The sequence below is a fragment of the Brevibacillus sp. FIR094 genome (genome assembly GCF_050477165.1).
Taxonomy (GTDB): Bacteria; Bacillota; Bacilli; order Brevibacillales; family Brevibacillaceae; genus Brevibacillus.
The window spans coordinates 12,481-34,271 of sequence record NZ_JBEAES010000014.1 but is presented as its reverse complement, the minus strand read 5'-3'; the positions used below and the strand labels follow the sequence as shown (position 1 = coordinate 34,271).

At 47.9% G+C, this 21,791-nt stretch carries 20 protein-coding genes; 4 read left to right on the top strand and 16 right to left on the bottom strand.

Annotated features, from left to right (window positions below):
• Window positions 1-8 precede the first annotated feature (8 nt).
• The 6 genes from def to ACQ5DJ_RS14265 form a co-directional block, all read right to left on the bottom strand.
• Complete coding sequence (def, locus tag ACQ5DJ_RS14290) at window positions 9-524, bottom strand: peptide deformylase (protein WP_392428467.1); 516 nt, start codon at window positions 522-524, stop codon at window positions 9-11.
• A gap of 4 nt (window positions 525-528) precedes the next feature.
• On the bottom strand, window positions 529-771 hold the full coding sequence (locus ACQ5DJ_RS14285) for a helix-turn-helix domain-containing protein (RefSeq protein WP_007722000.1): 243 nt from the start codon (window positions 769-771) through the stop codon (window positions 529-531).
• Window positions 772-883: 112 nt separating this feature from the next.
• Window positions 884-1,486 carry a flavin reductase family protein gene (locus tag ACQ5DJ_RS14280; RefSeq protein ID WP_429843055.1) on the bottom strand — a complete coding sequence of 201 codons (603 nt, stop codon included), beginning with the start codon at window positions 1,484-1,486 and terminating at the stop codon, window positions 884-886.
• 103 nt (window positions 1,487-1,589) lie between these two features.
• Window positions 1,590-2,381: an ankyrin repeat domain-containing protein gene (locus tag ACQ5DJ_RS14275; RefSeq protein WP_429843054.1), complete on the bottom strand. Its 792-nt coding sequence runs from the start codon at window positions 2,379-2,381 to the stop codon at window positions 1,590-1,592.
• A 93-nt stretch (window positions 2,382-2,474) separates the two neighbouring features.
• Complete coding sequence (locus ACQ5DJ_RS14270) at window positions 2,475-4,493, bottom strand: hypothetical protein (RefSeq protein WP_429843053.1); 2,019 nt, start codon at window positions 4,491-4,493, stop codon at window positions 2,475-2,477.
• 173 nt (window positions 4,494-4,666) lie between these two features.
• On the bottom strand, window positions 4,667-6,394 hold the full coding sequence (locus ACQ5DJ_RS14265) for a methyl-accepting chemotaxis protein (RefSeq protein ID WP_429843052.1): 1,728 nt from the start codon (window positions 6,392-6,394) through the stop codon (window positions 4,667-4,669).
• A 177-nt stretch (window positions 6,395-6,571) separates the two neighbouring features.
• On the opposite strand from ACQ5DJ_RS14265, the gene solA reads away from it, so the two are divergent.
• Entirely contained in the window at window positions 6,572-7,705 is a 1,134-nt protein-coding gene (gene solA, locus ACQ5DJ_RS14260; RefSeq protein ID WP_429843051.1) for an N-methyl-L-tryptophan oxidase, read from the top strand.
• A gap of 63 nt (window positions 7,706-7,768) precedes the next feature.
• On the opposite strand, the gene ACQ5DJ_RS14255 is transcribed toward solA, so the two are convergent.
• The 10 genes from ACQ5DJ_RS14255 to ACQ5DJ_RS14210 all read right to left on the bottom strand — a co-directional run bounded on the left by ACQ5DJ_RS14255 (window position 7,769) and on the right by ACQ5DJ_RS14210 (window position 18,779).
• Window positions 7,769-8,599, bottom strand: coding sequence for a protein-glutamine gamma-glutamyltransferase (locus ACQ5DJ_RS14255; protein WP_429843050.1), 831 nt, complete (start codon window positions 8,597-8,599; stop codon window positions 7,769-7,771).
• Window positions 8,600-8,991: 392 nt separating this feature from the next.
• Window positions 8,992-9,903, bottom strand: a complete 912-nt coding sequence (locus ACQ5DJ_RS14250; protein ID WP_429843049.1) for a DMT family transporter — start codon at window positions 9,901-9,903, stop codon at window positions 8,992-8,994.
• 131 nt (window positions 9,904-10,034) lie between these two features.
• Complete coding sequence (locus tag ACQ5DJ_RS14245) at window positions 10,035-10,733, bottom strand: LrgB family protein (RefSeq protein WP_429843048.1); 699 nt, start codon at window positions 10,731-10,733, stop codon at window positions 10,035-10,037.
• A complete protein-coding gene (locus tag ACQ5DJ_RS14240) occupies window positions 10,711-11,100 on the bottom strand; it encodes a CidA/LrgA family protein (RefSeq protein ID WP_392428670.1) in 390 nt (129 codons plus the stop codon). The genes ACQ5DJ_RS14245 and ACQ5DJ_RS14240 overlap by 23 nt, the downstream gene beginning before the upstream one ends.
• A gap of 114 nt (window positions 11,101-11,214) precedes the next feature.
• On the bottom strand, window positions 11,215-12,111 hold the full coding sequence (locus tag ACQ5DJ_RS14235; RefSeq protein ID WP_429843047.1) for a LysR family transcriptional regulator: 897 nt from the start codon (window positions 12,109-12,111) through the stop codon (window positions 11,215-11,217).
• 111 nt (window positions 12,112-12,222) lie between these two features.
• Window positions 12,223-13,335 (bottom strand): Ig-like domain-containing protein, encoded by a 1,113-nt coding sequence (locus ACQ5DJ_RS14230; RefSeq protein ID WP_429843046.1) that lies wholly within the window; start codon window positions 13,333-13,335, stop codon window positions 12,223-12,225.
• Window positions 13,336-13,428: 93 nt separating this feature from the next.
• Entirely contained in the window at window positions 13,429-14,619 is a 1,191-nt protein-coding gene (locus ACQ5DJ_RS14225; RefSeq protein ID WP_429843045.1) for an ROK family protein, read from the bottom strand.
• Window positions 14,620-14,751: 132 nt separating this feature from the next.
• Entirely contained in the window at window positions 14,752-15,672 is a 921-nt protein-coding gene (gene metA / locus ACQ5DJ_RS14220) for a homoserine O-acetyltransferase MetA (RefSeq protein ID WP_429843044.1), read from the bottom strand.
• Between the two features lie 201 nt (window positions 15,673-15,873).
• Window positions 15,874-17,133: a Glu/Leu/Phe/Val family dehydrogenase gene (locus ACQ5DJ_RS14215; protein ID WP_429843043.1), complete on the bottom strand. Its 1,260-nt coding sequence runs from the start codon at window positions 17,131-17,133 to the stop codon at window positions 15,874-15,876.
• Window positions 17,134-17,330: 197 nt separating this feature from the next.
• The gene (locus ACQ5DJ_RS14210; protein WP_429843042.1) at window positions 17,331-18,779 is read right to left on the bottom strand and encodes a nicotinate phosphoribosyltransferase; all 1,449 of its coding nucleotides are present in this window, start codon (window positions 18,777-18,779) and stop codon (window positions 17,331-17,333) included.
• 145 nt (window positions 18,780-18,924) lie between these two features.
• On the opposite strand from ACQ5DJ_RS14210, the gene ACQ5DJ_RS14205 reads away from it, so the two are divergent.
• The 3 genes from ACQ5DJ_RS14205 to thrC all read left to right on the top strand — a co-directional run bounded on the left by ACQ5DJ_RS14205 (window position 18,925) and on the right by thrC (window position 21,733).
• Window positions 18,925-19,575, top strand: a complete 651-nt coding sequence (locus ACQ5DJ_RS14205) for an MOSC domain-containing protein (protein ID WP_429843168.1) — start codon at window positions 18,925-18,927, stop codon at window positions 19,573-19,575.
• A 15-nt stretch (window positions 19,576-19,590) separates the two neighbouring features.
• Window positions 19,591-20,277, top strand: coding sequence for a 23S rRNA pseudouridine(2604) synthase RluF (gene rluF / locus ACQ5DJ_RS14200; protein ID WP_429843041.1), 687 nt, complete (start codon window positions 19,591-19,593; stop codon window positions 20,275-20,277).
• 187 nt (window positions 20,278-20,464) lie between these two features.
• The gene (gene thrC / locus ACQ5DJ_RS14195) at window positions 20,465-21,733 is read left to right on the top strand and encodes a threonine synthase (protein ID WP_429843040.1); all 1,269 of its coding nucleotides are present in this window, start codon (window positions 20,465-20,467) and stop codon (window positions 21,731-21,733) included.
• The last annotated feature ends 58 nt before the right edge of the window (window positions 21,734-21,791 follow it).

Sequence of the window (21,791 nt, the reverse complement as noted above, 5' to 3'; positions counted from 1 at the left end):
CCTTTTTGTTAGGCCTTTTTTGTTAAGCGGATCACATCCAGTAAATCAATTTTTTGTCTTGTTTTTTCATGATACAGCCATTTTTCCTGAACATGATCCACAAATAAAATTCCGTCTAAATGGTCGATTTCATGCTGCATACAAACAGCAAGGAATCCGTCTGCTGCAAGGATCATTTCCTCACCTTGTCTGTTCAACGTCTTTACCTTTACATGCTCGGCTCTCTTTACATTGCCATAGTAACCCGGAAAAGATAAGCAAGCTTCCATTCCGATTTGTTCGCCACTCTTTTCTATGATTTCCGGATTAATGAGCTCCATTAATCCATCTCCGCAATCCATGACAATCACTCTGCGAAGAATACCAACCTGTGGTGCGGCAAGGCCAGCACGGCCGTCCGTAGCATATAAGGTTTCAGCCATCTCATCCAGTAACTTGAACGTTTTTGCATTCAGTTCATCCACTGGCTTGGCTACTTTGCGCAAGATCGGGTCTCCAAAAGGCAAAATCTGTTTCACTGCCATCTTTTTATGCTCCCTTCACTCTATTAGGTGGTGTATATGCCCACAAGTCATTTGGTGTACACTCCAGAGCTGTACAGAGTGCATCAAGTGTCTCGGCTTTCATTTGCTTGGGTTGACTGGTTAGTAAAGCACTGATAGAGGCTGGAGACAGACTGTAGTTTGCTTTCTCTTTCAACAGCCTTGCTAAAGCGGCTCCCGTCCAAACTCCTCGTTCTGCCATTACTTTTCGCAACATCCAGACAAGCATCTTTTCACCCCGCTATTTTTAGGTATTAACTAATTATATTCGGCAACACCTAATATACCATATTTTTCATACAGAAATAAAAAAACGCCAAATACCTGGCGTTTTTGACGTTCTACGTTTCCGATCGATATGTTTTTCCCAACTGATCACTCAGACCAAAATAATGGCGGAAGTTGTAGATCAGCGGATTCCATGCTTGAGGGTTCACGTGATGAGCACTTTGGACAATCTGTTTATCTGCATGGACGTGACGCACTTCTGTCTCCACAATCGCAAACATGTCGGCATATTCCGGAAAACGGATTGTGCGGACGACTGCTTCGAGTTGAAGCGGGCATTCTCCCACTCTCTTTGGACGAACGATCGTAGAGTCAACAGGAGTCAAATTGGCTGCCTGAAACTTATCCGCTTCATAGCGGAAGCCCAGTTCTTTTTTATAGGCGGGTACGGGATTGCGGCCTGTGAGCGGAGCCAATGCTTCTACTAGCTGCCACATGGAGGCATCTGGCAAATTGATAACACACTCGGGCCGCTGACGCAAATTTTCCAATCCATGCGAGCCAAACCCGAGTCCTAGAATGACATAATTCCCCAACGCCCATGACGATGAAATGGGACTGATATTCGTTGTTCCATCTTCATTTTCAGTCGTTAACAGGACGACAGGAGTTCCGTAATACAAAATCTTCGGTTGGATGGTCGTATGGCTAGTCATGAACCTAGCCTCCTTTGACTAGAATCGCTGTTGCTACGACTTATTCTAGTCGAGGATTATTTCCATCGCGCTCGAAGTATGCATGTATGCTTACCTCCGCAAATTAGCGTGCTCCAGCTTTTTGCAGGATTTGTACCATCTCGTCATAGCCACGTTCTTTTGCACGATATAGTGGCGTTTTTCCTTCGCTATCCGGGATGTTCACATCAGCACCGTGGTCGATTAACAGTTGGACCATCTCTTGTTGTTTTTTTCCGCCATCATTCAATACGATTGCTTCCATCAATGCTGTCCAGCCCGGATTGTTCACATGGTTGACGTCTACATCCGTCCGGGTAAGAAGTTCCTTTGCTACTTCCACATACCCATGTTCTGCCGCTGGAATCAAAGGAGTTCCTCCGAAGCGGTTGTAAATCTTCGTATCTGGACCTGCATCGATGACCAGCTTCAAGATTTCTAGGTATCCTTCTGCTCCCGCATACAAGAACGGATTATCTTGCCGGTCGTCCTGAATGTTGATGTCAGCTCCTGCTTCAATGAGAACTTTCACGGTTTCCACATGGTTGCCGTGTGTAGCAGCCATCGCCGCTGTTCTTCCACGCTCATCCTGTGCATTTATCTCAGCCCCTGCTGCCAAGCTAGCCTTGACTTTATCGGTTTTGCCCTCGACTGCGGCTTCGAGCAATTTATTGTTCCATGCTTTTATTTCCTCTTTAGACAGAGCTGGCTTTTTACTTGTTTGGGACTGTTGCTGCGGCGGTGGTGTAGGTGGTTGTGTTGGTTGCTGCTGTTGTTGCTGTGCTGTCGTGACTGTCGGGGCTGTTGTTGTCGGTTCATCCATGCAGCCAGTCAACAGCATGCCGAATGGGATCGCAGTGAGAATGAGTCGATACATATCGTACATTCCTCCTCGGTTCGTCATTGTGATAAAGGTCTAAGCCCGGTTAAACACCGAGCTTAGATTGCCTCTTAGCGGTTTTGTTCGTGATTACTTTGTCGTGAAGGTAAGACCTGCCCATTGCCCTACAGGCGTAACGGAATACATCGTATTTGGTTCTAGCTTGCCACCGTTCATCATTTCGAAGATTCCAGTAGAGCCTTTGCGTGTTGTTACTTTGTATTGAGCAACCAGCTCAGTTCCATCCGGTGCTGTTAATTTGATTTGTCGGGAAGCAAACAGTTCATCACGCGGATCACTGCTCAATCTTACTTCCAGCGTAGTTGCGTTTACTTCATTTACGGAGCGAATCGTCAGTGGATTGATCGCTTTCGCTGTAAACTTGGAATCTTTGATAGCAGCCCAATCCGATGTAACGGTGTACTCTACGCCTGGAATCAGTGTCTCACCTGCTGGCAAACGGAATTTTGGTTCCTGACGGCCATCTGTCGCTTGTGTAAATGGAACATACGTCGCAACGATTGGCTCGCCACCTTCTGGCGTGATGTACACTTGTGCCGTTCTCAGCGATGGAATGATTTCGTAGTTCTTTCCCCGATATTGATTGTTTTGATCTAACACAAAGTCTAGACCATTGCGCTTGCCGGCATAAGACGCAATCACATTTTCATAGTCTGTTACGCCAGCGCGCAGGCTTGATTCAATCTCAATCGTATCGTACGCTACCTGACGAGCTTCAACCATATCAATCAAGTCACTGTTCGTTTCAAAAGTACCAGCCACTTCGTCCTTGTATGTCAACGCGTACGTCATGTTAGAACTCTGAGGCGTCGTTGGTACATAGTAGGTAGCTATTGTGCCTGTCTTTAACTGCGGGATATTACGAATGGTCAAACCGTTATCAAATTGGAAATTCTCCTGAGCTTTTGCCAGTGCCAGATCTTCCGCTACGAGTGGAGCGGAGAAGGTAACCTCCATTGTGATCGGATTGAGCGACTTCATGCTCTGTACTTCTGCATTTTCATCAGGTTGGGCATCCGTTGTAACAGACACGTTTCGCGCCGTAGCCCATTCGCCTACTGGTTCTACCTGATAGGTGACATTCGACTCCAGTTCCTCGCCGTCCATGATTTCAAACGTTCCCGTTGCCCCATTGCGTGTCGTAAATTTGTATTGGGCAACCAGCTCTGTTCCATCTGGAGCTGTCAATGTGATGCGGCGGAGTGGAAAAATCTCTTCGCGCGGATCGCGTCGCAGAGTTACGTCGAGTGTAGTTTCATTCGTTGCTTTTATAGATTGGATGGTAAGTGGATCAACATCTTTCGCTGTAAAGGTAACATCACGGAAATCAGCCCAATCAGCAGAAACCGTGTAGGTCACACCTGGCTCCAATTCTTCTCCCGCTGGCAGGCGGAATTTCGGTTCTTGAACACCATCTGTATTTTGGGTAAACGGAACGTATGTGGCAATGATCGGTTCACCGTTTCGTGGTGTCAAGGTTACTTCTGTACCGCGCAAGGACGAGATGATTTGGTATTCTCTCCCTCTGTAACGGTTGTCCTCATCCAATTCAAAATCAAGGCCGCCTCGTTTGCCTGCATATGCTTCGATCACATTTCCGTAATCAGTTACGCGGTCACTTAGACGAGACTCTAGCTTAATCGTATCATTGGACACTTGACGTGCTTCTCGCATGTTAATTTTTTCATCGCTTGCCTCAAAAGTACCCATTTCCTCGCCTTTGTAAGTGAAGGTATACGTTGTACCTTCCTCTTGCGGAGTAGTTGGTACGATGTAGGTAGATTCGAATCCTGTTTTTCGTTGTGGAACATTTCGAATGGTCAGGTCGTTATCGAATTCGAAGTTTTTTAGCGCGTTGTTTAGTTCGACTTCTGTTGAGCTAAGTGGCTCTGCAAAGGTGATTTCGAGTGTAATCGAATTCAGAGACTTGATCCTCGTTACCTCGATAGCTTCTCTGTCATCCTGCTTATCATAGGAGGCTGCTCTCGCTACTGTATCCATGTTCAGAACGTTGAAAGGAACCGCTACCCCTGTTCCAAGCATCAACGCGAGTAAAAGTAGTGAGAGGTGCTTTTTCGTTTTCTTCATACGATCATCTCCTTGTCTACGATGGGGGATCAACCCTCTGAATCTATCGTAGTCGGAAGAGATAAACTCCTACTAAACCTGTTCTTAATGAACTATTTCCTAAAGATTAACTTTTTCTAAAAAAAAAAACGCCAATCACTTTGGCGTTTTTGCGTTCGTTTATTCCGCTATGCCTACACCTTGAATCGGCGAATCATGTGCTGTAGCTCTTCTGCCATATTGGAAAGAGCTGTCGCTGAGGAAGCGATTTCCTCCATGGAAGCGAGTTGCTGTTGTGTAGCCGCGGAAACGTTTTGCGTGCCATCAGCAGTCAAGTCAGAAACTTCGCTGACGAGCTCCATCGCTTGTACGACCTGTTCGGAATGAGCAGACACTTCCTGGGCAGATGCAGACACATCGTGAATCTGGTCGGCTACTGTGCCAATCGAGTTCTGAATTTGACCGAACGTTTCTCCTGCACGATGAACGACGCGAATTCCTTCTTGTACTTCTCGGGTGCCTGTTTCCATCGATTCGACGGCGACTTTTGTATCTGTCTGAATCGTACTGATTAACTGCGCGATTTTTTGAGCAGACTGTGCCGATTGCTCTGCCAACTTCCGCACTTCATCTGCTACAACCGCGAATCCACGTCCATGCTCTCCTGCGCGTGCTGCTTCAATCGCTGCATTGAGGGCGAGCAGATTAGTCTGATCCGCAATGCCTGTAATGACCTCGATGATTTCTCCGATTGCTTGAGAATGATTGCCCAGACCATCTACCACGGATGAGAGCTCACGCATGGAAGCGTGGATCGCATTCATTTGTTGAACCGCTGCCTGAATCGACTGGTTCCCTTCTCCCGCCATGTTGGCGACTTCGCTCACCATATTGGAGGTTTGCTGTGCGTTATTTGCGATTTGACGAATTCCTCGTGACATATCATCAATGGATTTCGCCCCATTCTCTACACTCGCTACCTGGCGATCAACGCCTGTTGCCACCTCTTGAACAGTAACAGCAATCTGTTCGGTGGCCCTGCTCGTCTGATCTGCACTTGCCGTCAATTGCTCAGCCGATGCGGCTACCTGCTCGGAAGTTCCGCCTACCTGACGAATAACAGTAGTTAAACTGCTGGTCATCTCATTGAACGAATTCGTCAGATCCAAAATCTCATCCCGACTTTTGACAACCAATGGCTCCACACGCAAATCGCCATCAGCAACTTTCTTCATCTCTTCCATCAAACGCAAGATCGGTCGACGGATGCTCGCAGTCAGTACGACAGCCAGCGCTACACACGCAATAACAGAGATAACCATGATAATAATCATGTCCCGTTTGACTGACTCATACAGTTCCGCACTTTCCGTACCAGCGCGTTGTGCTCCCTCACTGTTATACGTCATCATTGCATCCAAATATTTCTTACGCTCTAAAAACAATTCACTGCCTTTTTTCTTGATGCGATCCAGCTCGGCCATGTCTGCATCGGTAGCTGGCCTTCTGATATCAACCTTTTTGGCGATTGCCACGTACTGCGGACTGAATTCCTCATATTTTTTCAGCGCCTGCTTCAATCCTTCAAAATTGTTACGGTCCTCTTCACCGAAAATCGTTTTTTCATAGCTGGTCAATAAGCCGTCAATATAGGCAAATTGCTCATCGACTTGCTGTCCATACTTGTTCTTGTCATCCATGTTCTCTGTCGTAAGCATGGTTTGTGTAAGTCCATAAGCGAATTCCAGTGTCATGTTGATCTTCAAAATATCTTCCAGACCTGGGCGCCAATTCGTATTCATTTCCACCATCTTCTGATTCATCTGTTGCATCTTGGTAATGGTCGTGATCCCCATAAACAGCATGATGATCAGGATCAGTGCGTACGCACTACCCAATTTTTTTCCGATCGTCCATTTCATTTCGTAAACACCACTTTTCTCGACATATGAATGATAGCGTAATCTCCTTTTCCCTCCCAACAGATGGAATAAACCTTATTGCGCACAAAAAAATTGATCTTAACACAAAAATGATAATCCACAATTCAGAAAACTCCTGTAAGATAGATGAAAATAAAGCGGAATGGAGGACGATTGATGCAAAACTACGACGTCATTATTGTTGGAGCAGGATCGATGGGAATGGCAGCTGGCTACTATCTGGCAAAGCAGGGCGTGCGTACACTCATGATCGATGCCTTTGATCCCCCACATACGATGGGCAGTCATCATGGGGATACCCGTATCATTCGCCATGCGTATGGAGAAGGAAAACAATACGTCCCACTTGCGTTGCGAGCGCAACAATTGTGGTCAGAATTGGAACAAGCATCCGGCATGCAGATCTTCGCCAAAACAGGTGTTTTGAGCGCTGGACCCTTGAATTGTACTTTCCTGAATGAAATTCGGGAGAGCGCCGACCAGTACTCCCTTCCCTTGGAAGTACTTCCTGCCAATGAGATCATGCAACGCTGGCCAGGAATCCATCTGCCTGCTGATTACTACGGCTGCCTGGAGCCTACTTCGGGTGTGCTTTATTCCGAAAACGGCATTCGCGCCTATCGAGAGCTCGCCCTTGCCGCAGGAGCTACACTGTTGACGAACACACCAGTCACGCAGTTGGAGCCAGTAGATAATGGGTTCATCGTGCATACGGAATCTGCCAGCTACCACGGCGATAAAGTCCTTCTATCCGCCGGCGCTTGGAATGGTTCTCTCCTTGACTCATTGGGCTTGTCTATCCCGCTTATGCCTACACGCAAAACGGTTGCCTGGTTTGGTGCAGATGAGAGCCAGTACAATGCAGATGGCTTTCCCGCTTTCATCTTTCGCCTTCATGATTCCATGTTCTACGGATTTCCCAGCTTTGATAGCAGTGGTGTAAAAATCGGACGCCATGACGGAGGACAAGCCATCAATCCCGATAAACTGGAACGCACCTTTGGCACCTATTTGTCAGACGAAGGCGATGTTCGCTCTTTTTTGGAAGCGTATATGCCTGGGGCCGCCGGACCATTGCGACAAGGCAGGGTATGCATCTACACCATGACACCGGATGAGCATTTCGTCATTGACCGTCATCCTGAACATCCACAGCTTGTATTTGCAGCAGGCTTTTCCGGGCACGGTTTTAAATTCGCCAGTGCGATCGGGGAAGCGACCAGTCAACTGCTAGTAGAAGGAGCATCTTCCCTGGACCTGTCTATGTTTTCTTGGAAGCGATTCTCCTGAATACACACTTAATGAGTGAAAAAAGCCTCTCGCCGCATTTATGGCAGGAGGCTTTTGTTCGTTTTACCACTCCCAAGACAAAGAACCGATCTGTGCTGTAATTCGACTGCTCGCTTGTATGGGAAGTCCGGAAGCTCGCATGGTGGAACGACCATTGTCGTAGGGAAACAGGTAGGAGAAGCCAGGCCGAGTCGCCTGATTGACCAGATAGGCAGACCTCATTGCTCCCGCTCTTCGTTGTTCATTCAAAAATGCTACCATCTCACTCGCTCGTTTGATCCCCGCACCATGCCCGTAATACAAGCCATTGCCGAGCACGACTGCATTTTCTCCTTGCCACTGAGGTGTCGCGCGATCGTAATCAGGATTGGCAAAATAAATCACATCGCCAGGCAAGAAGGTATTTGTCCTCAAGGTTTGCAAGTCCAGATCCTGATCGTACCGCCAGTCATATAGCAAGATGTCCGAAAACATTCTCTCAAAATCGGGTAAACGAATGGACTGTAGGACTGCATGATAAATAATAACGACCATCGCTGTAGCGCACTCGGTGGCGTATTTATGGCCCTCACGAAAAATATTGATAATCCCGCTGGATGGCAGCACTCCCGGTCGCAAGCGGAATCCGCCCTGGTCTGTTCGAATCCAGTATGCTGGATTGGCACGAGATTCTTCAAAAGTAGAAAAGGCCAGGCCGCTTTCGTTCAGTGCCAAGGCAGACCTCACCAGATGATCGCGCATTTTCAGTTCAAATTGCAGGAGCTCAGGAGTCGGATATTCAAATACTTCATCACTTCGTGCCATAATCGCTACTGTTTCACGCTGTACCGGATTTAATCCCCATTCCGCTGCCAACGAGGCGGGATTAGCTGGTCTCCCCGCTATGACGATCATATACAACCTCCCCTTCACACACTGTCCTTCTTATTTGTATGCGAATGCCCATGTCCAAGTGATCGACTAAGAAAAACCATCAGATAAGCACGGAACATAGTGGAGGAAAAGAAAAAGCACAGGTCTCTTCGACTCTGACACGCCAGCAGGAGGGATTCACTGGACGTCTCCACTACAAAAAGGGGACCGTCGAGCCAAAGCCACCCTACGGGCGGAAGATTCTCAAGGGAGAAGTGTTCGACAAGCGTGGTCCCCCTTTTGTAGTTCCGACTGGGTAGGCGTTGTCATGGTCTACGAGCCCTGTGCTTTTTCTTCTCACTAGCCTTGTGCGCTAATCGGTACCTTCTAATAAAAAAATCCCCCGCCTGTTTGACCAGACGAGGGATCCCTTTTTAGCCTTGTGCTTGTTTGACTGCATGTGCTTTCGGAGTCGTGACATGTTTTAAACGCGAGAACATATAGCAGCCGACAATGACGATCACACTGCCGAGCAATTGGATGATAGTCATACGCTCCCCGAGCAAAAGAAATGCGAGAATGGCCGTAAAAATGGGATTGAAATTGAGGAACATACCGGCTGAGGTTGCGCCCACCTTTTGTACACCGATATTCCACAACACCATGCTGACGACAGTCGCCATTACACCAACGTAGAACAGCGACAGCCAGAACGTCCAGTCTGTGTTGCTAATCGTAAATGTGGTGACATTAAAGGGCAGCATCAACGCGACACCGAAAATCCCCGAGTACAGTGTGGACATCATCGGCGAGACTGTATTCATCGCCCAACGTCCGCATACGGAGTAAATCCCCCACATGGCGACAGCGGCGAGCATCCACAAATCACCCGTGTTAAAGTGCAATTGAGACAAGTGTGCGAAGTCTCCTTTTGTCATCACCACGAGCACGCCTGCAAACGAGACAAGCATCGCGACAATCTGCAGCGGTCGAATCTTTTCACCTACCAGCAAAAAGGAAAAAATCGCGATCGAAACCGGATTCAGCGTGGACAATAGCCCGACATTAGTCGCGTCTGTCCGCTCAAGTGCCCAGAACATGAATAAATTAAAAAGTGCTACGCCGGTCACTCCCATCACTATCAAAGGAAGAAGTGCCTCTCGCGTTGGAAAAATCCGCTTTTCGCGTATCCAAACAACTGGCAACAAGCAAACAACAGCAATGAGCCAGCGCAAATTAGTCAGCGTCAAGGAAGACGCGTGCCCGACAAGAAATTTACCGACAACAAAATTTCCTCCCCAAAGGAAGCTGGTACAGAGTAATAGGACGATATATAGCGGTCTCATGTTGCCTCCTGCCAAGTTGAAAGAGTTATGGAGCTTTTATTTGTCCTCTATCATACACCTTTCGCCAGCATTTGGGCGGTCATGTTGCACTTTCGTGAAATAAAAAAAGGGCCATCTAGCAGCCCCTTCCTTCACACAGCCAGCCACGACATGATCACCGGCAGCAAGGTAAATGCCCATACCACCGTAATCATCGCTCCGGCGATCACAGCCAAAGTCGCACTGCTTCCTTCTGTTTCCCCACGCTCAAAAGCCTTTACCATCCCCAACGCATGTGCGCCCATTCCGTACATCAAGCCGATGGAAACAGGATGACGGAGCCTCATTCTCTTGATGATTTTAGGAGCCAAAAAAACGCCTGCAAAGCTGGTCAGCATGCCGAAAACTGCCGTCATCGTAGGCATTCCGCCAATCGCCTCCGTTACGCTCACCGCAATAGGCAGGGTAATCGAGCGAGGAATGACGCTAATCGCCGCTTCTTTTCCCAATCCGACTAGCATCGTCGTAGAGACACCTGCAATGATAGCAATGAGGGAACCCGTAGCAAGACTCGTCAAAATCATCCGGCGATGCGCCATTAACACTGACCAATTTCGATACAGCGGAATCGCAAACGCCACTGTGACTACGCTCATCATCTCACTAATGAGCGAGGTCGCTTCACTGTACACCTGATAAGGAATGCCTGCGAAAAGCAAAAACAGAATCAAACCAAGCGGCGCCAATATGGCCGGAGAAAACAGCAGAGACGGTCTTTTCTTGTTGAACCGTTTTGCTGCATAGAAGAAAACAAGTGTCAGGAGCACGCTAGACGTTTTCCACAGGATCATGCTGTTTCACCTCTCCACGATTGAACATGCGCTCAGCAATAACGCCTGTCGAAATCATCACAAGCGCACAACCGCTTACGACAACCACAAGCACCAGCAATCCTTGTACTCCTAATAACCATGGATATTGCATCATCCCGACCAGCGATGGTACGAAAAACAGGATCATCTGCGAGAATAACAGAGTCGCCCCTGCTTCCACCCACTGTAGACGAATCAAGCCGGTATATAGACAAATGAACAAAAGCGCGAGTCCGATCAGACTGCCGGGAACAGGAAGGTGAAAAAACGAGCTCACCCATTTCCCGAGCCAGGTGAAGCCGAACAATAGCAAAACTTGTGCAATGATGGAGAACCATCTTTTCATCGAGACCACCCCGGCTCTTCTACAAAGGTTGTTCAAAAAGTCACCTTTTGAACGAGTTACCTTCATTCTAAGCCGTCTCGATTCCATTCGTACAATACATAAAAATCATCATTTCTATTCCTTTTGGTTATGGCTGTACATTTCCTCTACAAACGATATGAAAGCCTTCGTCGCATGCGATAAATACCCTTCTTTTCGATAAATCAAGGCATACTGCCAGTCAATCACCGGGTAGGAAATGTTGACGGTGTGCAAATTTCCGTTATTCAAGCGTCTCACGATAGAGCGTGGAATGAGTGATATCCCCAGTTGGGTAGCCACCATCTCTCCGACAAAATCCCATAAAGAACTCATGTAAGCGACTTTCGGTTCAAAACCGGACAGCTTGCACGCTTGGCGAACTACATCATGCATCGCGTACTCTTCGGTAAACAAAATGAAAGCCTCGTCCTTAAGCTGTTCCAAGCTCACCTCTTCGGCTCCCGCGAGCCAATGCTCCCGATGAACGATCGCGACGAGGTCCTCTGCGAGCAAGGGAACCTCTTCAAATTTCTCCTGATCCGTTGGAAGAACGGTTAATGCCACATCGATGCTTCCTTGCTCTATTTGAATTTCAAGCAGCTTGGCGCTGTATTCCTTCATCTCGATATCGATGCCTGGATACTGCTTTTTAAACAAGGCAATCACATTCGGCAAGAGAAAAGAACCCACGGTCGGCATCATACCCAGTTTGACCCGACCACGCTCGACATTTCGCAATTCTGCAATCGATGACGACATGCCTTCCATCAGCTGCAACACTTTGGTCGCATAGCTGTAGACCATTTCCCCTGCGTCTGTCAGATCCATTTTCCGCTCCGTCCGATCCAGCAGAACTACCTCTAGCTCTTCTTCCAGTGCCTTGATCATTTTGCTGATAGAAGGCTGAGAGACGTGGAGGGATTGCGCGGCCTTCGTAAAGTTTTTATGTTTGACTACTTCCACAAAGTAATGCAGCTGTCGAATATCCATGATGCCCTCCGTCTTCGTCCAATCAAAAGCGTTAGCTACAGATTACCACAGGCGAGAGTATACAAAAAAGCCAGGTACGCAGTCGCGCCCTGGCTTTTCCTCCAGCGTGAGTTACTTCACGGTTACCTGTATTTTTACTGCTTTTCCATTATACGTAGCCGCAATCGTTGCACGCCCTGCTTTCACAGCCGTGATCTTGCCATCCGCTACAGACACAACGGAGCTGTTCGTGGAGATCCAGTCTGCATCGACTGTGACATCGACCTTGGTTTTGTCGGTATAGATAGCAGATACCTTCAAGTCTGTTGATTCGCCGACTTTGAGAGCGACCTTTTTCGTGTCAAATTCCAGCTTGGAGATGACAGCAGACTCTACAGGGATCGTGATCGTCTTTCCACCGTAAGTTGCTTTGATTCTCGCTTTGCCAGACCCTACAGTTTTCACGACGCCGTTTTCAACTGTGGCGACTTTTTCATCGTCGGATGTCCACTTGGCTTTGCTTGTTACATCGACTTTTTCTTTGGAAGACAACGTAGCCAACAGCGTTATCGACTGGGTAGTGTCTGGACGCAGATACAGCTTTTTCTTATCACTGTCCAGCTTGGAGACGACATCCACCTCTACTGGAATGGATACGCTTTTTCCACCGTACTTCACTTTGAGCTTCGCTGTGCCCGAGCCTACTGCTGTAACCAAACCATTCGCTACCGTTACGATTTCCTTATCATCGCTTTCCCACTCTGCCTGAGCCGTTACATCAGTAGTAGACTTATCAGAGAAAGTTGCTGTTGCGTTTACCTGTTTCGTGCCTCCCACGCTGAGAGTCAATTTCTTCTGGTCAGCAGTGAGCTTGGAAATCACATCGATCTCAACAGGGACATTCACACTTTTGCCCCCGAAGCTTGCTTTCACTCTTGTTTTACCGGAACTAACAGCGGTTACCAAGCCTTTTTCAACACTGACGATGTCACTGTCAGAGGAAGTCCACTCTGCTTGCTGTGTGACGTCTTCCGTTGTTTTATCGGTGTATTGCACGCGGACGTTCAACTGCTGCGTCCCCGCTTTTTTCAATTTTACTGTCTTTGTATCAACCACAAGCTTGGAAATCTTCTTCTGTGTACTTGTCGTCGCAGAATTTGCCAATGCCGGTACTTGGGCGACACTGGAAAAGATCAGCCCAACGGTAACAGCCGTAGCGAGCATACCTTTTTGCCAGTTTCTCATGCTCACATCCCTCTCCTTTTCCTCTCTACTTTTCCACCATTTTCTATATCGGCTAAACTGCCTTTTTTGTTGAATACAAAATGGCAAAGAAAGTCATGATTCTTCTGCCCATGTCCCTGCCAATGGAGCAAAGTGCTGCATCGCCAAAGCTCCTGCTCCCATCACGATTGCCTCCCCCCTCAATTCGGAAGGAATAACGCGAAATTTCCCCTTGAATGGCTCCCAGATCACTTGATCGCTATGCTCCTCGACCAAGTCAATGATTTCACGATAATTCTCCACCAAATCACCACTTACAATCACGGTATCTGGATTGTACATGCATACAATATTGTTAATCGTGATTCCGAGGTACAACGCAGTACGGGAGACGATTTCCTTCGCCCAGCGCTCTTCGTTTCTCGCTGCCGCGAACACCTGACGGACATCACTGACATCCTTCACCCGACGCGCTTCCATGATTAAAGAATTTTCGTCTATGTATGTTTGCAGGCATCCGCGCTTTCCACATTCGCACAGATTCCCATTCGGATCGAGCGTCGTATGCCCCAGCTCTCCTGCGCTATTGGAGCCTCCGCGAAACACCTCGCCATTGATAATCAACGCAGATCCGATACCCGTGCCAATGCCGATCAAGGCTGTCTTGTTCGACCCTTTGGCAGATCCGTACAAGTACTCCGAGAGGATTTTCACCTTCAAATCATTATCGATAACGGTTTTGATTTTCAGCCTTTTTTCAATCAGGCTGGCAAACGCTACGTCCTTCCAGCCCAGTGTAGTGGATAGCTGAACAATCCCTCGCTCATAATTGATCACCCCTGGCATCCCAATGCCGATCCCGACCACTTTTTCTAACGGAATGCCTGTCTGGTTGAGTATCCCTTCGATCTCGTTACAAATCAGTTCTGCCGTCTCTTCCGGTGTAGAGTCCTGTGTTTTATGATCCATCCGGTGCTGTGCAATAATCGCTTCACTAAAGTCCATGATCCCAAAGCTGATGCGCTTTTTTGCCATGTCCACGCCGATTGTATAAATGGCCCCCGGCTCGATGTCGAGCATGATTGCCTTCCTGCCCACACCTGATGAGGTTAGCTCTGTCTCTCGAATCAGTCCTTCTTCGCACAGCTCACTGACGAATCTGCCAATCGAGGTGGCACTCATCCGTGTTATTTTGGCGATTTCTGCACGCGATATCGGTCTCTGCTTTTTGATAATGTCGAGAATCATTTGCTTGTTATGCTGCTTGGTCACGTCCTGATCTTGCTTCATGATTTTTTTCATCATACAAAACTCCCATCTTGCTTGAATTCCCGGTAGCATTCCTGCGCGATTATTCTCACACTACCTGTCGCCATTTATTACGTCAACTGGGCCAAACAAAAACCATCCGAATCGCCTCGGATGGTTTCTACGTTGCTATCGCTTGTTGTTGTTCAAATCATACGGTGTCTCTTGGTAAACGTAATAGTTTAACCAGTTGGAAAACATCAAATTCGCATGTGCGCGCCAAGTGACAATGGGCTCGCGATTTGGATCGTCCTTTGGATAGTAATGACGCGGAACAGCAATGTCCAAGCCTTTGTTCACATCCCGCTGGTACTCATCTTGCAAGGTGGTCGGATCATACTCGGAATGTCCTGTCACGAAAATTTGTCTGCCATCCCTCGTCGCTGCGATGTAAACCCCTGCTTCATCTGACTCGGACAATATCTCCAATTCAGGTACTTGCTCGATGTCTTCCCTGCGATTTTCGGTATGCCTGGAATGCGGAATGTGGAAGTAGTTATCAAATCCGCGGAACAGCTTCACATTTTTCTTATTGAGTGTATGAGGGAAGATTCCGAACATTTTTTCTGGCAAAGGATGCTTCGGAACGCCAAAGTGGTGGTAAAGACCCGCTTGTGCCCCCCAACAAATATGCAGGGTCGAAGTGACGTTCTCCATTTTCCAATCGAGGATTTTTGTCAGCTCCTGCCAATACGTGACGTCTGTGAACTCGAGCTGTTCGACTGGCGCTCCGGTGATGATCATGCCATCAAATCGCTGGTCAAAGATCTCCTCAAACGTTTTATAAAACATCGACAAATGTTCTTCCGACGTATTTTTGGACGTATGACTGGACATGTGCAAAAGCACGATTTCCACCTGTAGCGGCGTATTCCCTAGGAGGCGGAGCAACTGTGTTTCCGTTGTTTCCTTCACGGGCATGAGGTTGAGAATGACGATCCTGAGCGGTCGTATGTCCTGTGTGAAGGCACGGCTATCCTTCATCACAAAAATATTTTCTTGGGCGAGTATTTCCGTTGCAGGCAATTCGTCGGGCAATTTGATTGGCATAAAGATCCCCCTTTCCATCCTTTGAACACAGGTAGAAATACAATAATCCGACAAATTCGACAAAAATACTAGACTTCCTGCCAATCCCACAGGGGAAAGATTAGAAAACTTGGTTACGCCAAGCTTTGGGCATGGCCTTAGTTGCACTTTTCGATAGTAGAAAAAAAACCCTTGCAAGCAAGTTGCAAGAGGTCTCTTCCCTTAAATCCAGCCGCGCGCTTCCATCGCCTCCGTAATTCGCAATAGCGAGATCATATAGGCTCCCGTGCGCAAGTCCACCTTGTATTGATCAGAGAGTTCTTTCACGGCGCGATAGGCGTTAATCATTGTCGTTTGCAGTTTTTCGTTTACCTCATGCTCCGACCAGTAGTAATTCATCAGGTTTTGCACCCATTCAAAATAAGAAACCGTTACGCCACCTGCGTTGGCGAGAATATCTGGGATCACGGTAATCCCTTTTTCACGCAAAATAGCGTCAGCATCCGGTGTAGTAGGTCCGTTTGCTGCTTCTGCAATCCACTTGGCCTGAATGCTGTGGGCATTCGCTGCTGTGATGACATTTTCCAACGCAGCCGGGATCAGAATGTCCACTTCCAGTTCTAATAGCTGTTCATTGGAGATGACCGTACCACCTGCATACTCCAAAATGGTGGCGTTGTCTTTTAACTGTCCTACCTTTTCGATGTCTAAGCCAGCAGCATCATAAATACCTCCGCGTGAGTCACTGACCGCCACGATTTTGAAGCCCAACTCCGTCAAAAGTCTGGCAGCAATTCTTCCCGCGTTGCCGAAGCCTTGAATGGCTACGGTAGTTTGCTCTGGCTTGCGTCCAGAATCTTTAAGCGCCTCTAGTATGGTAAAGACACATCCACGGGCAGTCGCTTCGTTTCTTCCTTTGGAGCCGCCGACACTCAGCGGTTTTCCCGTAATGACTCCCGGAGAATACGCTCCTTTTAATCGGCTGTACGTATCCATCATCCAACCCATGATTTGTGGGGTCGTATACACATCGGGTGCAGGTATGTCTGTCTCCGGTCCGACAATATCAGCGATGGCTTCCATGAAGCCACGGCTGACTCGTTCCAGCTCATTTTTACTGAATTCGTGGGGATCACATATGACGCCACCTTTTCCGCCGCCATAAGGGAGACCAACCACGCCACATTTGAATGACATCCACATGGAGAGCGCCTTGACTTCATCCATCGTCACATCTGGATGAAACCGAATCCCTCCCTTGGTCGGCCCTACCGCATCATTATGCTGAGATCGGTAGCCTTCAAAGACACGCACGCTGCCATCGTCCATCTTGACAGGAAAACTGACAGCCAATACTCGTTTGGGTCGCTTTAAAATTTCTACAGCATCGCTCCGCAATCCCAACAATGCCGCTGCAGCATCAATCTGTTTTTGCACAATCTCGTATGGATTTAGGTTTTCTTTCTCTACAGTATTTAGCATCTCTCTTCCTCCCCAATACTTTTCACAAGCATTTTCTACATCACCTTGGCACAGAGCTAAAGGATGAATGGAGTAATTATATACGATGCAAGTAAATTCAGACAATTTCTTTTCTTTGTTTTCACATTATTGTGTTATTTTTAGGAAACAAATAAAAACGCCCAATGCATCCTCTCGACACATCAGACGTTTTTCTCTTATTTTTTCAAATACGCCTTCATCAGCTTTGTTTTCGTTTCCCACATCTCTTCGCTGATGTGCAGACGGTAATGCTCCGGATTCAACATGCGCAAGTATTCAGGCCAGAACAGCTTGAGTTGCTCACGATGGTAGTTGCGAATCTCTTGGAGGGTCGGCAGTTCATAGACCAGTTCCCCATTCACAAATACCGGAATTAGCAACGATTCTGCCTGGTAGTTCTCCAAATGCTTGCTCAAATACGTATGGCTCGGATGGAACAAATGGAGAGGTGCTCCATCTTCGACTGTTGTTTCATGTGGGAAGCACATGTAGTCAGCAATCGCTTTGCCTGTTTCCAGATCAATCAATCGGTACATATCCTTGATACCTGGCGTCGTGACTTTTTCTGGATTCCCGGAGATTTTGATGGTCGGCTGATATTCTCCGTCCGCTCCTTCACGCGCCACCAGCTTGTATACGCCTCCGAGTGTCGGCTGATCCGCTGCCGTGATGAGCTGCGTTCCTACTCCCCAGCTATTTACGCGTGCTCCTTGTACCTTCAGGTTCATAATCGTGTGCTCATCGAGATCGTTAGAAGCGACAATTTGCACATCAGTCATGCCTGCCTTATCAAGCATTTCGCGAGTCTTGCAGGACAAATACGTCAAGTCGCCACTGTCCAAGCGCACCGCCATCAGCTTTTTGCCTTGTTTCTCCAGGCGCTTTCCGACCTTAATTGCATTAGGCACGCCGCTTTTTAGCGTATCGTACGTATCGACCAGCAAGGTTACCTGTCCTGGTAGAGCTGCTGCAAAGCGCTCAAATGCTTCTTCCTCACTCTCAAAGCTCTGTACCCATGAGTGAGCGTGCGTCCCTTTTGTCGGAATGCCAAACATTTTCCCTGCCAGCATGTTCGAGGTCGCGTCGAAGCCCGCCAAATATGCTGCCCGCGTCCCCCACAGCGCAGCATCTGCCTCCTGCGCCCTTCTTGTTCCGAACTCCATAAGAACATCATTGCCCGCCACGTTTTTAATCCGCGAAGCTTTGGTCGCAATCAGTGTCTGGTAGTTCATGTAGTTCAACAGGGCTGTCTCAACCAGCTGTGCCTCCATGACACGCCCCTCTACGCGAATCAGCGGCTCGTTCGGGAAAACCACGGTTCCTTCCTTCACCGAATAGAGCGAGCCCTTAAAACGAAGCTGGCGCAGCTCTTCCAAAAACTTCGGATCGTAGTTCTCCTCCTGCTCACTCAAATACTTGAGATCGCTTTCTTCAAAGCGCAAATTTTTTATATAGGAAACAATGCGTTCCAATCCGGCAGATACGGCGTATCCGTTTCCAAAAGGTAGCTTGCGGAAAAATGCTTCGAAAACAACCTTCTGATTGTGCGTTCCATTCACCCAATGGGCGTACATCATGTTTATTTGATATTTATCTGTGTGTAGTGCCACACCAAATGATTGCATGTCACTGAGGCCTCCTGTGTATTCCTTTCTATCATCATACCAGAAGCGTCCGCTGGTGCCCATCCGCTGTGGAGGATATGAGGGAATGTGGTATAGTATGGGGATAAAAAGAGAAGCAATCGTGCAGGCTGGGAGTGAGCATAAGTTGAACAGAAAAATCGTTACGATTAGTAAAGGTTTGCCTAAAAGTAATATGTACAACGATAAGGAATATCTCTCCGGCATTTGGAAGGAAGAAGCAGACGAGCTCGTTGTCCGTTCCGAGAAAATTGATGACGACGATATCGCGAATCCAGAGTACCACGGCGGCCCAGACCGCGTCGTCTGTGCGTATCCTTTTGAACATTATGCCCATTGGGAGAAGTTATTCGGCCAAGCTCTGACCAATGCGGCATTCGGAGAAAATCTCACGCTGGCTGGCATGACCGAAGAGCAGGTCTGTATCGGGGATGTGTATCAATTCGGTGATACCATCCTGCAAGTGACCCAAGGCAGATTTCCTTGCGCGACCATCAACAAGCGCAACAACAATAACCAACTGCTCAAAGCAGTGGTTGAAATGGGCTATACGGGCTATTTCTTCCGTGTCTTGCAGGAGGGAACGATCAAGCCAGACTCCAAGATTACCCTCATCACTGCACATCCAAAACAAGTAACGGTAGCGTCGATTCACCACTTATACTTCCACGACAAGTCACCATCCCAAGAGACGATTCAGCGTATGCTGGAGGTGGAGGAATTGGCCCTGCCTTGGCGGAATAAACTACTTGAAAAACTGGAAAAACAGCAGCAATAGCGAAAGGAACGTCTCATGCGAATTAATAAGTTCATCAGTGAAACCGGCATTTGCTCACGAAGAGAAGCCGATAAATTAATCGAGGCCAAGCGTGTGACGATCAATGGCCAAGTCGCGGAACTGGGAAGTACGGTTGCGTCAGGAGATGATGTGCGCATCGATGGACAGCCGCTCGGTTCCAAAAAGAAAGATGTCTACATCGCCTTGAACAAGCCTGTCGGAATTACGTGTACCACTGAACTGCAAATCAAAGGCAACATCATCGATTTCGTCAATCACCCGGAACGGATTTTTCCTATCGGGCGTCTGGATAAGGATTCGCAAGGCCTCATCCTGTTAACCAATGACGGGGATATCGTAAACAAGATTTTGCGTGCCGAGAACAATCATGACAAAGAGTACATCGTCACCGTAGACAAACCCATCACGGCGAATTTCTTGCACGGAATGGCAAACGGCGTACGTATTCTCGGAACGACTACAAAGCCTTGCAAAGTAACCAAAGTCAGCGACCGCGTCTTCAATATCGTGCTGACGCAAGGGCTAAATCGACAAATCAGACGGATGTGCCAAGCTTTTGGTTATCAGGTGCGAAAGCTAGAGCGGGTACGCATCATGAACATTGGGCTTGGGAATTTGAAATTGGGGCAATGGCGCAATCTGACGGCCAAGGAATTGACTGATCTGAATAAAAGCTTGTGAAATAGGGACGGGTTGGAGTCTGTATAGTGGCTCCTTCCCGTCTTTCGTATATGTATGCGAATCTTTAGTTTTTACTGAAAACTCTCATTTACACGCTCCCCGTCTCCGTTTACCATATAAAAAAACCATACGAGAGAAAAGAGGTGGAGAGATTCTCCCTGCACACTTTTTGGGGTGAATCTTGAGGATGAAACTAGTTTGTGTCGATTGCAGCAAGGAAGTGCCCGCCCATTTATTTGACTATCAATGCACGTGCGGTGGCTTGTTTGACATCATTCACGATACGTCAGCCATCGATGCCGAACAGCTGAAGCGCGTCTTTCATGAGCGGCTTTCCGAGCGCATTACCCCATATGCGAGCGGAGTATGGCGCTACAAAGAGCTAATTTTCCCCGAGCTTCCTGAAGAGTACATCACAACCAAGTACGAAGGAAATACAGGGCTGTACGCATCTGCACTCATCCAATCGTATGTAGGAAGCGACAGTAAGGTATGGCTGAAGGCACAAAGCGAGAATCCGAGTGGTTCATTCAAGGACAACGGGATGACTGTCGCCGTATCACACGGGCGTTCACTGGGCTATCAACGCTTTACCTGCACATCAACTGGCAATACCTCATCCTCTCTCGCTATGTATGCTGCACTCGCCCATGGCGAATCGTACGTGTTTGTCCCGAACAAAAACATTTCCTTGAATAAAGTCATGCAAACACTTGCCTACGGAGCAAAGGTCATCAGCTTTGATGGTACTTACGATGATGGCATCCGCTTTTACGAGCAGTACAGCAAAGAACTCGGCCTCTACATCTGCAATTCGATCAATCCCTTCCGCATTGAAGGGCAGAAGAGTATCGTGTACGAAATTGCCCAGTACCTCAATTGGAACCTTCCCGATTGGGTGGTCATCCCTGGAGGAGCACTTAGCAACGTGACGGCTCTCGGAAAAGGCTTGCAGGATTTAAAAAACCTCGGCTTTATCGAAAAAGTTCCTCGGGTGGCGCTCGTACAGGCGGAAGGTGCTAGTCCATTCCATCGCATGGTCGCTGGTGGACACACCGAGCTTACACCTGAACCCAATCCATATACACGTGCCTCTGCGCTCAACATCGGCAATCCGCCTAGTTGGAAAAAGGCACTACGTACTTTAGAAGAAACAAATGGTGTTACCTGCTCCGTGACTGATCAAGAGATTCTCGACGCCAAAGCATGGGTGGACAAGAGCGGGATCGGCTACGAGCCTGCCTCTGCTGCTACGGTCGCCGGATTGCGCAAGCTCATCGCAGGACAAGTGATCGACAAGGACGAAACAGCCGTGTGCATTTTGACAGGAAACATGCTGAAGGACACTGATGCTCTGCAAGAATATCATCTGGGGGAATCGGGACAAGCCAGCTATCCGAATAAAATTATCTCGGCACAGCTTACGTTGAAAGAGATTGGCGCCATGCTTTCGTAACAACTCATCTGTATTTTCTTTCGTGAACTTACGCGAATAATTTGCTATCCTTTCAATA